The 13,062-nt window shown below is 72.6% G+C and carries 10 protein-coding genes; 4 read left to right on the plus strand and 6 right to left on the minus strand.

The window, feature by feature from the left end; genetic code table 11:
- Window positions 1–78 precede the first annotated feature (78 nt).
- From ACGFNI_RS09480 to ACGFNI_RS09500, 5 genes are all read right to left on the minus strand, one after another.
- Window positions 79–1,272: an XdhC family protein gene (locus tag ACGFNI_RS09480; protein ID WP_393682109.1), complete on the minus strand. Its 1,194-nt coding sequence runs from the start codon at window positions 1,270–1,272 to the stop codon at window positions 79–81.
- A 44-nt stretch (window positions 1,273–1,316) separates the two neighbouring features.
- The gene (locus ACGFNI_RS09485) at window positions 1,317–2,774 is read right to left on the minus strand and encodes an NCS2 family permease (protein WP_393682111.1); all 1,458 of its coding nucleotides are present in this window, start codon (window positions 2,772–2,774) and stop codon (window positions 1,317–1,319) included.
- Window positions 2,775–3,060: 286 nt separating this feature from the next.
- The gene (locus ACGFNI_RS09490) at window positions 3,061–5,445 is read right to left on the minus strand and encodes a xanthine dehydrogenase family protein molybdopterin-binding subunit (RefSeq protein WP_393682113.1); all 2,385 of its coding nucleotides are present in this window, start codon (window positions 5,443–5,445) and stop codon (window positions 3,061–3,063) included.
- 5 nt (window positions 5,446–5,450) lie between these two features.
- On the minus strand, window positions 5,451–6,056 hold the full coding sequence (locus ACGFNI_RS09495; protein ID WP_393682115.1) for a (2Fe-2S)-binding protein: 606 nt from the start codon (window positions 6,054–6,056) through the stop codon (window positions 5,451–5,453).
- Window positions 6,047–6,934, minus strand: coding sequence for an FAD binding domain-containing protein (locus tag ACGFNI_RS09500; protein ID WP_393682117.1), 888 nt, complete (start codon window positions 6,932–6,934; stop codon window positions 6,047–6,049). The genes ACGFNI_RS09495 and ACGFNI_RS09500 overlap by 10 nt, the downstream gene beginning before the upstream one ends.
- A 264-nt stretch (window positions 6,935–7,198) precedes the next feature.
- Here ACGFNI_RS09500 and ACGFNI_RS09505 point away from each other — a divergent pair, with 264 nt between their 5' ends.
- The 3 genes from ACGFNI_RS09505 (at window position 7,199) to ACGFNI_RS09515 (ending at window position 11,245) form a co-directional block, all read left to right on the plus strand.
- The gene (locus ACGFNI_RS09505; protein ID WP_393682119.1) at window positions 7,199–8,863 is read left to right on the plus strand and encodes a PucR family transcriptional regulator; all 1,665 of its coding nucleotides are present in this window, start codon (window positions 7,199–7,201) and stop codon (window positions 8,861–8,863) included.
- Window positions 8,864–9,234: 371 nt separating this feature from the next.
- Window positions 9,235–10,059, plus strand: coding sequence for a hypothetical protein (locus tag ACGFNI_RS09510; RefSeq protein WP_393682120.1), 825 nt, complete (start codon window positions 9,235–9,237; stop codon window positions 10,057–10,059).
- Between the two features lie 319 nt (window positions 10,060–10,378).
- Window positions 10,379–11,245: a hypothetical protein gene (locus ACGFNI_RS09515; protein WP_393682122.1), complete on the plus strand. Its 867-nt coding sequence runs from the start codon at window positions 10,379–10,381 to the stop codon at window positions 11,243–11,245.
- Between the two features lie 31 nt (window positions 11,246–11,276).
- Here ACGFNI_RS09515 and ACGFNI_RS09520 read toward each other — a convergent pair whose 3' ends face one another.
- On the minus strand, window positions 11,277–12,065 hold the full coding sequence (locus ACGFNI_RS09520; protein ID WP_393682123.1) for a GntR family transcriptional regulator: 789 nt from the start codon (window positions 12,063–12,065) through the stop codon (window positions 11,277–11,279).
- 130 nt (window positions 12,066–12,195) lie between these two features.
- Between ACGFNI_RS09520 and ACGFNI_RS09525 the strand changes: the two genes are divergently transcribed.
- Window positions 12,196–13,035 carry a (2Fe-2S)-binding protein gene (locus ACGFNI_RS09525; protein WP_393682125.1) on the plus strand — a complete coding sequence of 280 codons (840 nt, stop codon included), beginning with the start codon at window positions 12,196–12,198 and terminating at the stop codon, window positions 13,033–13,035.
- The last annotated feature ends 27 nt before the right edge of the window (window positions 13,036–13,062 follow it).

Raw genomic sequence — 13,062 nt, forward strand, 5'->3', positions numbered from 1 at the left:
GATGGTGGACGGGACGGAGGACGGTACGGAGGGAGCGCTGCCGCCTCCCGTCAGCCCGCCTCCCGTGGCCCGGCCCCCTCATGCCACCGACCCGATCCGCCCCAGCCCTCGCGGGTTGTCGTGGTGAATGGGGGTGTGGGCGCCGGTGAGGGGGACGCCGGTGCCGCCGCGGCGGTTGGCGATGATTTCGGCGGCTATGGAGAGGGCGGTCTCTTCGGGGGTGCGGGCGCCGAGGTCGAGGCCGATGGGTGAACGGAGGCGGTGGAGTTCGAGTTCGGTGAGGCCGGCGTCGCGCAGGCGGCGGAGCCGGTCGATGTGGGTGCGCCGGGAGCCCATCGCGCCGACGTAGGCGACCGGGAGTGTGAGCGCACGTTCCAGGAGCGGTACGTCGAACTTGGCGTCGTGGGTGAGGACGCACAGCACCGTGCGGGGGTCCAGGTCCTGGGAGTCGAGGTAGCGGTGCGGCCAGTCGACGGCGATCTCGTCGGCGTCGGGGAAGCGTTGCCTGGTGGCGAAGACCGGGCGGGCGTCGCAGACGGTGACGTGGTAGTTGAGCAGCCTGCCGACCTTGACGAGGGCGGCGGCGAAGTCGATGGCGCCGAAGACGATCATGCGGGGGGCCGGGACGGATGATTCGGTCAGGAGGACGACGGGCGCTCCGCACTGTGCGCCGTCCGCGCCGATCTCGGTGGTGGCGGTGCGTCCGGCGTCCAGCAGTGCGCGGGTTTCGGCGACGGCGGTGCGGTCCAGGGCGGGGTGGCCGCCGAGGGTGCCGGTGTGGCTGCCGTCGGTGCGTACGAGCAGGGCGCGGCCCAGGAGTTCGGGCGGGCCCTGTACGACGCGGGTCACCGCCGCCGCCTCCCCCTGGGCGGCGGCGGCCAGGGCGGCGGCCAGCGTTGCGGGGTTGCTGTCCACCGGCCGTCCGTCGCGCCGGCCGTCGGGGTCCGGCGCGAGGGTGCTCGCGGGTACCGGCGTGACGAGGATGTCGATGATGCCGCCGCAGGTCAGGCCGACGGCGAAGGCGTCCTCGTCGCTGTAGCCGAAGCGTTCGGTGGCCACTTCGCCGGTCTCCAGCGCTTCTTGGCACAGTGCGTAGACCGCGCCCTCCACACACCCGCCGGAGACCGACCCGATCGCCGTGCCGCCGGCGTCGACGGCGAGCGCCGCGCCCGGTTGGCGGGGCGCGCTGCCGTGGGTGGTCACGACGGTGGCCACCGCGAAGTCGCGTCCCTGCTCGACCCACCGGTGCAGCTCTTCGGCGATGTCCAGCATGTCGTTCTCCTAACGGGCGGGGGGCGGGCGGGAGTTGGCGGGAGTTATCTGACGCCCAGCCAGCTCTCGATGGGGTGGAGTGAGAAGTAGACGACGAAGACCAGCGTCAGCACCCACATGAAGCCGCCGACCTCGCGCCACTTGCCCTGCGCGGTCTTGATGGCCGTGTAGGCGATGACGCCGGCGCCGACGCCTGCGGTGATCTGGTAGGTGAACGGCATCAGGGCGACGGTCAGGAAGACCGGGACGGAGGTCGCCCGGTCGCTCCAGTCGACGTGCGCAGCCGCGCTCATCATCATCGAGCCGATGACGACGAGGGCCGCCGACGCGACCTGGGCGGGCACCAGTTGGGTGAGCGGCGTGAAGAAGAGGCAGGCCGCGAAGAACAGGCCGGTGACGACCGCCGACAGGCCCGTGCGGGCGCCTTCGCCGACGCCGCTCGCCGACTCGATGAACACGGTCTGGCCCGAGCCGCCGGTGACACCGCCGATGGCGCCGCCCGCGCCGTCCACGAAGAGCGCCTTGGACAGGCCGGGCATCCGGCCCTTGTCGTCGGCCAGCTTCGCTTCCGTGCCGACGCCGATGATGGTGGCCATCGCGTCGAAGAACCCGGCCAGTACGAGGGTGAAGACGATCATGCCGACGCTGAGGGCGCCGATGGCTCCCCAGCCGCCGAATTCGACGTGTCCGAAGAGGCCGAAGTCGGGTGCCGAGACGGCACTGCCGTGCAGTGCGGGGGCGCTGCCCTGCCAGTCCTTGTCGGTCAGGCCGCCGGCCTTGGTGGCGATGATGGACAGCACGCTGCCGGCGACGATGCCGATGAGGATGGCGCCCGGCACCCTGCGGGCCTGGAGCATGAAGATCAGGATCAGGGTGACGCAGAAGAACAGGACCGGCCAGCCGGAGAGGTTGCCGGTGAGTCCGAGGGTGACCGGGCCGCCCTCGCCCTTGCCGACGAAGCCGGCCTTCACCAGACCCAGCAGGGCGACGAACATGCCGATGCCCATGGTGATGGCGTGCTTGAGCGCCAGCGGAATGGCGTTCATGATCATCTCGCGCAGCCCGGTGACCACCAGGAGCATGATCACCACGCCGTACAGCACGCACATGCCCATGGCCTGCGGCCAGGTCATGTCCGGGACGACCTGGGTGGTCAGCGCCGCGGAGACGTTGAGCCCGGCCGCCAGCGCCAGCGGCACCTTGCCGACGAAGCCCATCAGCAGCGTGCAGACCGCGGCGCCCAGCGCGGTGGCGGTGACCACGCCGGCGTGCCCGAGCGTGTGCTTGTCGACGTCGGGTGTCGACAGGATCAGCGGGTTGAGCAGGAGGATGTAGCACATCGCCATGAAGGTGGTGATGCCGCCGCGTACCTCACGGGGGATCGTCGAGCCTCTGTCGGATATGTGGAAGTACCGGTCGAGCCACGAGCGGCCGGCGGGTGGCCGCGAGCCCTCGCCGGCGTCTTCCGCCGCCGTCTGCGGCTCTATGGACTGCTGGGTCATGGTGCCTTAACTCCCAAGGTTCATAGGTGCACTCGCAACGCTGCGAGATTTGGGATGGATATTCGGCTGCACGACCCGGGGGACGGCCCGAGGCGAACGGTGGGTGCTGCCAGCGCGGTGCGGACAGCGACTGCGTGGTGCGGAAGGAACTCCCTGCTGAACTCCCTGCTGTGGAAAGAGCGGTGTGGAGGGGGCGGCTCCGGGCGGTGGGCGGAGGAGGAACGGGCAGGACACCCTGCTGCCCGCCGCCCGGAGTGCCGGTGTCCTGGGCGGCTGCCCCGGACGGTCAGGTGCCGGTGAGGTGCTCGGGGCGTACCGGCGTCTTGTTCAGCTCCAGGCCCGTCGCGTTCCGGATCGCCGCGAGGACGGCCGGGGTGGACGACAGGGTCGGGGCCTCGCCGATGCCGCGCAGCCCGTACGGGGCGGCCTCGTCGGCGAGTTCGAGCACGTCGACCGGGATGGTCGGGGTGTCGAGGATGGTGGGGATGAGGTAGTCGGTGAAGGAGGGGTTGCGCACCTTCGCCGTCTTCGGGTCGACGACGATCTCCTCCATGACCGCGACACCAAGACCCTGCGTGGTGCCGCCCTGGATCTGGCCGACGACGGACAGCGGGTTGAGCGCCTTGCCGACGTCCTGGGCGACGGCCAGCTCGACGACCTTGACCAGGCCCAGCTCGGTGTCCACCTCGACCACCGCGCGGTGCGCGGCGAAGGAGTACTGGACGTGGCCGTTGCCCTGCCCTGTGCGCAGGTCGAACGCCTCGGTCGGCCGGTGCCTGAACTCCAGCTCCAGGTCGACGGCCTCGCCCTCCAGGACGTCCGCGATATCGGCCAGCACCTCGCCGCCGTCGGTGACGACCTTGCCGCCCTCCAGCAGCAGTTCGGCGGTGGCCCACGCGGGGTGGTAGGTGCCGAGTTTGCCGCGGCCGATCTCCAGGACCTTCTCGCGCACCGCCTCGCAGGTGTTCTTCACCGCGCCGCCGGTCATGTACGTCTGCCGGGACGCGGAGGTGGAACCCGCCGAGCCCACCCGGGTGTCGGCGGGCTGGATGGTGACCTGCCGGACCCCCAGCTCGGTGCGGGCGATCTGCGCGTGGACGGTGACGCCGCCCTGGCCGACCTCCGCCATCGCGGTGTGCACGGTCGCGACCGGCTCGCCGCCGACCACCTCCATCCGCACCCTGGCGGTGGAGTAGTCGTCGAAGCCCTCGGAGAATCCGACGTTCTTGATGCCGACGGCGTAGCCGATCCCGCGGACGACGCCTTCGCCGTGCGTGGTGTTGGACAGGCCGCCCGGCAGCGCGCGGACGTCCGCCCGCTCGCCCGCCGCCAGCCACTGCTGCTCGGGCGGCAGCGGCATCGCCTTGACGCGGCGCAGCAGTTCGGCGACCGGGGCGGGCGATTCGACCGGCTGCCCTGTCGGCATGATCGTGCCCTCTTCCATGGCGTTGAGCTGCCGGAACTCGACCGGGTCCAGGCCCAGTTCGGCGGCGACCTTGTCCATCTGCGCCTCGTAGGCGAAGCACGCCTGGACCGCGCCGAAGCCGCGCATCGCGCCGCACGGCGGGTTGTTGGAGTAGAGCGCGATGGCCTCGATGTCGACGTCGTCGACGACGTAGGGGCCGACGGCGAGCGAGGAGGCGTTGCCGACGACGGCGGGCGAGGCGGAGGCGTAGGCGCCGCCGTCCAGCACGATGCGGCACTTCAGGTGCGTCAGCTTGCCGTCACGGGTGGCGCCGTGCTCGTACCTGAGCTTGGCCGGGTGCCGGTGGACGTGTCCGAAGAAGGACTCGAAGCGGTTGTAGACGATCTTGACGGGCTTGCCGGTGCGCAGAGCCAGCAGACAGGCGTGGATCTGCATCGACAGGTCCTCGCGACCGCCGAACGCGCCGCCGACGCCGGACAGCGTCATCCGGACCTTGTCCTCGGGCAGGCCCAGGACCGGCGCGATCTGCCGCAGGTCGGAGTGGAGCCACTGGGTGGCGACGTACAGGTCGACGCCGCCGTCATCGGCGGGCACCGCGAGGCCGGACTCCGGGCCGAGGAACGCCTGGTCCTGCATGCCGAAGACGTAATCGCCCGTGACGATGACATCGGCCCTCTTGGCGGCCTCGTCGGCGTTGCCGCGCACGATCGGCTGGCGGTGCACGATGTTGGGGTGCGGGACGTGGCCCGCGTGGTGGTCGTCGCGGTGTTCGTGGACCAGCGGCGCGCCGTCGGCGGTCGCGGACGCCTCGTCGGTGACGACCGGCAGCTCGGCATAGTCGATCTTGATCTTCGCCGCGGCCCGGCGGGCGGTCTCCGGGTGGTCGGCGGCGACGAGCGCCACCGGCTCGCCGTGGTGGCGGACCTTGCCGTGCGCGAGGACCGGCGTGTCCTGGATCTCCAGGCCGTAGTGCTTCACGTCGGTGGGCAGGTCGTCGTAGGTCAGGACGGCGTGAACGCCCGGGGTAGCGAGCGCTTCGGAGGTGTCGATCGACCGGATCTCGGCGTGCGCGGTGGTGGAGCGCAGCGTGAAGCCCCACAGCATGTCCTCGTGCCACATGTCCGATGAGTACGCGAACTCGCCGGTCACCTTGAGGGTGCCGTCGGGCCGCAGCGTGGACTCGCCGACCCCGGCCCTGGTCCTGCCGCCCTGCGTGAGGTTGGTGGGTGTGCGCGTGACGCCCATGGTGGTCAGGCCCCCTGTCCTGCGGTCAGGTCCTCGCCGCGGGCGGCTGCGAGCCGTACCGCGTCGAGGATCTTCTCGTAGCCCGTGCAGCGGCACAGGTTGCCCGACAGCGCCTCGCGGATGTCGGCGTCCGACGGGGAGGCGTTGCGCTCCAGCAGTTCGTCGGCGGCGACCAGCAGGCCCGGGGTGCAAAAGCCGCACTGGACCGCGCCCGCGTCGATGAACGCCTGCTGGATCGGGGAGAGTTCGACGTTCCCGCCGGTCTGCGAGTCGGCGGATGTGGGCTTGGCCTGCCACTGCTTGGCGGCGTCCACGCTCGTACCGCAGGCCCCGGAGGCGCAACCGCCGTGCTCGGCACGCTGCTTGGCGAAGTCGGCCAGCCCCTCGACGGTCACCACGTCGCGACCCTCGGCCTGCCCTGCGGCCACCAGGCACGAACACACCGGCACACCGTCGAGACGGACCGTGCAGGAGCCGCATTCGCCCTGCTCACAGGCGTTCTTGGAGCCCGGAAGGCCCATCCGCTCGCGGAGGACGTACAGCAGGCTCTCGCCTTCCCAGACGTCGTCGGCCTCCTGGCGGCGGCCGTTGACGGTGAAGTTCACGCGCACTGGGTGCTCCTCTCCTGGCCCCGGTAGGACTCCCAGGTCCAGCCGAGGGTGCGGCGCGCCATGATGCCCACGGCGTGGCGCCGGTACTTGGCGCTGCCGCGCACGTCGTCGATCGGGTTGCAGGCGCCGGTGGCGAGCTGCGCGAACTGCTTGGCGACGGACGGCGGGATGGTGTTGCCCGACTCCCAGAACCCGCCCTCGTCCAGCGCGGCCGTCAAGAACTCCTCGGCCTCGCGGGCCCGTACGGGGGTGGGCGCCGCGGAGCCGATGCCGGTGCGGACCGTGCGGGTCTCGGGGTGCAGCGCCAGGCCGAAGGCGCACACCGCGATAACCATGGCGTTGCGGGTGCCGACCTTGGAGAACTGCTGCGGCCCATCGGCCTTGGGCAGGTGCACCGCGCGGATCAGCTCGTCCTGCTCCATGGCGTTACGCTTGACGCCGACGTAGAAGTCGTCGACCGGGATCATGCGGCGGCCACGTACCGACTCGACCTCGACCTCGCCGCCGGACGCGAGCAGCGCGGGGTGCGCGTCGCCGGCCGGGGATGCGGTGCCGAGGTTGCCGCCGACGCCGCCGCGGTTGCGGATCTGCGGGGAGGCCACGGTGTGCGAGGCCAGCGCGAGTCCTGGCAGTTCGGTCCGCAGGTTCTCCATGATCATGGTGTACGGCACGGACGCGCCGAGGCGTACGGTCTTCTCCCCGACCTCCCACTCCGACAGGTCACCGATGCGGTTCAGGTCGAGCAGGTACGCGGGCCGGCGGTGGTCGAAGTTGATCTCGACCATCACGTCCGTGCCGCCCGCGATGGGTACAGCCGTGGGGTGCTCGGCCTTCGCGGCGAGCGCCTCCTCCCAGCTGGCGGGGCGAAGGAAGTCCATACGAGGCTCTCTTCTATGAAAATGGTCGTCCGCTGCTCATGGTGAGGACCTTCGGCCCTCGTCGCCATCGAGCCGTTCATGTCTTGTTCATGCTGTTGGGGCCAGTGAAACCGCTCACGGCCCGGCCGGTGCAGTCACCGAAACCATGAAGCGGTTGGCTGGCCAGCGCCTGTGTCTTGTAGATTCGAACGAATAGCGGGGTGCAGAAACCTCGCGGCATTCCACCGGCACCACAAGACACAGCAAAGATCGGCGGGCGAGGTCATGCGGCTCCGCGCACTCCTGGACACGACATCCCTGGGCCTGCGCCTGCTCGGGGGCGAGGACGAGCTGGAGCGCTCCGTACGCGGCGTGATGACCACCGACCTGCGCGACCCGAGCCGCTACCTGTCCGGCGGTGAGCTGGTCCTCACCGGCCTCGCCTGGCGCCGCGAGGCGGCCGACTCGGAGCGCTTCGTCCGGATCCTGGCCGCCGCCGGCGTCGCCGGGCTCGCGGCGGGCGAGGCGGAGCTGGGCTCGGTGCCCGACGATCTCGTGCAGGCGTGCGCCCGGCACCGGCTGCCGCTGTTCTCCGTCGTCGAGGACGTCTCGTTCGCCTCCATCACCGAGTACGTCGTCCGGCAGGTCTCCGGCGAACGGGCCGGTGACCTCGCCGCCGTCGTCGACCGTCACCGGCGGCTGATGACGTCGGGGCCCGCGGGCGGCGGCCCCGAAGTGGTGCTCGACCTCCTCGGCTCGGACCTCGACCTGCGGGCCTGGGTGCTCTCCCCCACCGGCCGGCAGATCGCCGGATCGACGCTGGCGGGCGCAGGCCCCGAACTGCCGGGTGAGCTGGCCGCGCAGCTGGCGGGCGAGCATCTCGCGGCCTCCCGCGGCGGGCGGCGCGGCCCGTACCGCGTCACGCTCGGCGGCACCACGTACTCGCTCTTCCCCATCCGGCACGAGGGCCGTGACCTGCGCGAGACGCTGCTCTCCGACTGGCTGCTCGCCGTGGACGCGGACGCCGGCGACTGGCCGGCGGAACGGCTCGACCTGCTCCAGGGCGTCACCCAGCTGATCGCCGTCGAACGCGACCGGCGCGACGCGGCGCGTACGGTGCGCAGGCGGCTCGCCCAGGAGGTCATCGAGCTGGTGCAGACGGGCGCGCCGCCCGCCGAGATCGCGGCCCGGCTGCGGGTCGCCGCGCCGGTGCTGCTGCCCGGTCTGGGCGCCGCGCCGCACTGGCAGATCGTGGTGGCCCGGGTGGAGTGGGACGGCGACGGGGTACCGGGCGGCCCGGTCGCACAGGCCCTCCTGGAAGAGGTGCTGGTCGACCCCGGCACGTTCGGGCCCGAGCCGTCCGACCGGATCGCCGTCGCGCACACCGGCGACGAGGCGGTGGCGCTGGTTCCGCTGCCCGCCACGGCCGAAGCGGCGGGCGAGGGCGCGGCGACGGGGCTGCACGCCGGATCGCTGCTCTCCGTCATCCGGGAACCGCTGGGCCACGGCCTGGCGGACGACGGCCGGCTGACGGTCGGCGTCAGCGCTTCGGTGCACTCGGCCGAGGGACTGCGCGGCGCCCTGGAGGAGGCCAGGCACGCCCGCCGGGTCGCCGCCGCCCGCAGCGGCCGGGTCTGCGCGGCCGGCCACGAGGAGCTGGCCTCGCACGTCCTGCTGCTGCCTTTCGTCCCGGACGACGTCCGCCGCGCCTTCACCGCCCGCCTCCTGGACCCGCTGCGCGACTACGACCGCAGGCACCGCGCCGAGCTGATCCCCACCCTGGAGGCGTTCTTGGACAGCGACGGCTCCTGGACCCGCTGCGCGGGCCGCCTCCACCTGCACGTCAACACGCTCCGCTACCGGGTGGGCCGGATCGAGCAGCTGACCGGCCGCGATCTGTCCCGCCTGGAGGACAAGCTGGACTTCTTCCTCGCCCTGCGGATGAGCTGACGGGCGCCGTGGGCTGACGGCACCGAAGGCTCCGCGCGCGCACCCCGGCGTGCGCCTCCCCCGCACCCCGGCGGGCCCCGGCGCGCCCCTCGGCGCACGACCCGGCGCCGCCGCCGGCAACCGCGCACCGCCGTCCGGGGTCATCCGATCGGGCGGCATCGTCCCGCACCGCGCCGGACGGCCCCGCCCGCGGCCCGGCCGGGAGCGCGGCCGATCACCGGCCCCGGCCGGTGGCCGGAAGGGGCCCCGAAGATTGTGAATTCATTCACCCACCCCCTTGGCCGGGCGACGGAACCGTGCTGAGATGCGCGCACGGCTCCACCATCCAGCTCAAAGGCGCGCTCGGGGAGGGCAATGTGGCGGATACCGCCATGTCAGGATCCGCGGATTCCGCGGCATCACGTCGGCCGGCACAACCGGTACCAGTGGTTCCGGGAGCCAGGACGGCGGAGGGGGACGATCCACTCGACCGCGCCGTATGGCGACTGCGGTCCCGCGGCTGCTGGGACGACGCCGCCGCACTGCTGGAGGCGCACGCCGCCCGTCACGCACCGTCCGCACTGCGCCGCGCGGCCCTCCTGGTGGAGGGCTGCATGTACACCGCCGACGGCTGGGCCGGCGCCGAGGACGCGCTGCGCGCCGCCGAGGCGCTCGCGGGCGACGACGACGAGCGCGGCGCCGCGGCCTGCGAACGCGGCCAACTCGCCTACGCCGCAACGGTCCTGGGCGTACGCGACCGGGCCGACGAGGCGCGCTCGGCGCTCGGCCGGGCCGCCGCACTGCTCGCACCGGGAGCGGCCGGCCGTCCACTCCTCGACTTCCGCCGCGGGCTGATGGCCGAGCACGTCGCCGACAGCCCGCAGTCCGCCCGTGCCGCGTACCGCCGCGCCCACGCGGGTGCCACCGCGGCCCGTGACCTGCTGCTGCTCTCCTCCACCTGGCGGCACCTGGCCGGACTCGCCCTGCGCGACGGCGAGTTGACCGAGGCGCGGCACGGCTTCACCGAGTCGCTGCGGATCCGCGAGGAGCTGGGTTTCCTCGTCGGGACGGCGCCCGCGCTGGTGGCCCTGTCCGACGCCGTGCCCGATGACGAGAAGGACCGTCTGGTTGCCGAAGCCGCCCGGCTTTTCCGTCTGATGGGTGGTCTGCCCACCTGGCTCGCGGGCCGGTTCACGGTGGCGGCTGTCACCCCGTAGCGACCCGCCGTGGCGGCCCCGGCCGCTGCCCTGGCCGCCGCGGCCGGGCCGTCAACCACTGGCCACCGGCCATGCCCACCCCGGCGAATATTGGCCGGATCTGCACTGTGCCGGGGCCGGAACAGCTGCCGGGCCGCACCGGCGTGACGCCATGACCAGGCGGAACTAGCGGACAACGGGGTGATGTTGGCACCTCGGGGACGGTGCCCGAGGTGCCGAAAATGGCCGCAAGTCGCACTGCGGCGCGGTGACGGGGACTGGAAGCTGGTCCAGGGCCGGAGCCGGTCCCCCCCTTCGCAGAGCCTTTCAGGAGGCCCCCGTGGCACCCGGAACGACCGAAACCACCGCAGCATCCGACTGGGGCAAGGCCGACTTCGAGGCGATCTACAACCGCCCCGATCCACAGCGTTACTTCGCCACCCTCCAGCCGCTCGACTACCAGATCCCGCACCACGGCCAGGCGGTGTTCCGCGCCGCCGTCGACGCCCTGCGCCGGCGCCGCGCGGACCGGCCGCCGCTGAACGTCGTCGACCTCTGCTGCTCGTACGGCATCAACGCCGCACTGCTCAAACACCGGTTGACCCTCACCGACCTCTACGACCGGTACGCCCGGCAGGACCAGGAAGCGCCGCGCCGGCCGCAGGACGACCGCGCGTACTTCGCCGCCCGGATCCTCCCCGACGCACCGCACGTCACCGGCCTCGACGTGGCCGACCAGGCCGTCGGTTACGCCAGGTCAGCGGGCGTGCTCGACCAGGGGTTCGCGGAGAACCTCGAAGCCGACGAGCCGAGCCCGCAGCTGCGCGCCGCACTGGCCGGCACCGACCTGATCACCGTCACCGGCGGCGTCGGCTACATCTCGGAGCGCACCTTCGGCCACCTCATCGACTCCATGGACAGCCCGCCCTGGGTGGCCGCGTTCGTACTGCGCACGGTCTCCTACCGGCCGGTGTCCGCACTGCTGGCCCGCGCGGGCCTGGTGACCGAGAAACTGACGACGCGTACGTTCCGCCAGCGGCGCTTCGCCGACGGCGACGAGCGGCGGGCGGCCTTCACCGCGCTGGCCGGACACGGCCTGACGACGCACGGCAAGGAAGCCGACGGCTTCTACCACGCCGACCTGTACCTCTCCCGGCCCGCGGCCGACGTCGCCGTACTGCCGATGAGCGAGCTGGTTCCGGACTGACGCCACGGCCCGCCCCCGGCACCACGACCGGTCAGTGCGGGTGGCGGGCCGCCGACAGGTGGGCACGGGCGATGCGCTCGACGACCTCGTACTCCTGGGCGGCCAGGGCGTCCAGGAGTGCCGTGTGCTCCGACGCGTCGGCCAGCAGTTCCGCGGTACGCAGCCGGGAGCCGCCGGCCGGGCGCTGAGTGCGGCGCAGCAGGTCGTCGGCGACCTCCACCAGGCGGCGGTTGCCGGTCAGGGACATCAGGGCGTGATGGAAGGCCAGATCCGCATCGGCGTAGCCGACCCGGTCGCCGTGCGCCGCGGCCCTGGCGCAGGCCGCGGCCTGCGGGCGCAGTTCCCCCCAGCGCTCCGGACGCAGCGCCCTGGCCAGCCCGACGATCGCCGGGATCTCCAGCATGGCGCGGACCTCGGCGAGTTCGGCGAGGTCACGCGCGCTGCGCTCGGCGACCCGGAAGCCGCGGTTGGGGACCACTTCGACGGCGCCCTCGCCCGCGAGTTGCTGCATCGCCTCGCGGACGGGGGTGGCCGAGACGCCGTACCGCGTGCCGAGCGCGGGCGCGGAGTAGACCTCGCCCGGCGTCAGTTCACCGGCGAGCAGCGCTTCCCGCAGCGCCGCGAGCACCTGGCCGCGTACGGAGTGCCGCTGGAGGCGCGGCGCGCCCTGCCCCGCGGCATCGGGTGTCGCGGCACTCGCCGCATGGACCGCCGTGGCACGCTCATGGACGACGTGATCGCCGTGCGGCGCGGCGGAACCGGCTTGCGCGGGCACCCGTGCCCGGACCGGGGTCTGCGCTTCCGCTCTGCCCTGCTCCATGCTGCTTCCTCCTGACATCCCCAGCACTTTAGGCGTCCGGAACCGGTGTTCACACCTCGCGGAGTCGGGGTAATGTCTTCAGGTAAGGTAAGGCTTACCTGCCAACGATCCCGATTCGGTGGTCTCCCGCATGACTCCTGCCCTTGCCGCGCCTGCCCTGACCTCACCGTTCACGGGCGCCTACGCCAGGCTCACCGAGGTGTTCCCCGGCCTGCGGGTGACCGAGTGGGACACGACCGCACCCAGCGGCCCCGGCTGGGTGCCCGCCGCCGCACTCGCGGCCGGCGACGAAGCCCTCGACGCCTTCCTGGCCTGGGACGACGAGCAGGTCCTGCGGGATTACCACACCCGCGCCCGGCCTGACGTCATCGCCAGCTTCGCGCTGCACCGTTACGCCTGGCCCGCCTGCCTGCTCATCACCATGCCGTGGTTCCTGGACCGCCGGGTGCCGCGGCTGCCGGTGGCGGACGTCACCTTCCAGCGCGAGCTGGGCCGGATGGCCGTACGGGTGCGCTCGTTCGCATGTCTTCCCGGCGACCCGGCGGCCGGTCTGCCCGGGGCCCGTGTGGTGCCGGACGAGGAGGCGCTGCGCGCCGAGGTGCGGGACGCGGTCGCCGAGCATCTGGCGCCCGTGCTCGACGGATTCCGCCCCCGGATGCGGCGCGGCCCGCGCGCCCTGTGGGGCATGGCGACGGACGAGATCGTCGAGGGCCTGTGGTACCTCGGGCACCTCCTGGGCGAGGAACCGCGCGCCATGGCCGAGCTGGAGCAGCTGCTGCCCGGCGCCACCGCCCCATACGTCGGCAGCGCGGCCTTCCGCGAACTGACCGGCCCTTCCGGCGAGGCACTGCCGACCCGGGACCGCGCGAGCTGCTGCATGTTCTACACGCTGCGCCCCGACGACACCTGCGTGACCTGCCCGCGCACCTGCGACGCCGACCGCATCAGCCGCCTCAGCGCGACCGCCTGACACACACCCGGCCTCCCGGGCGGCCGG

The sequence above is a fragment of the Streptomyces sp. NPDC048644 genome (genome assembly GCF_043199105.1).
Classification (GTDB): Bacteria; Actinomycetota; Actinomycetes; order Streptomycetales; family Streptomycetaceae; genus Streptomyces.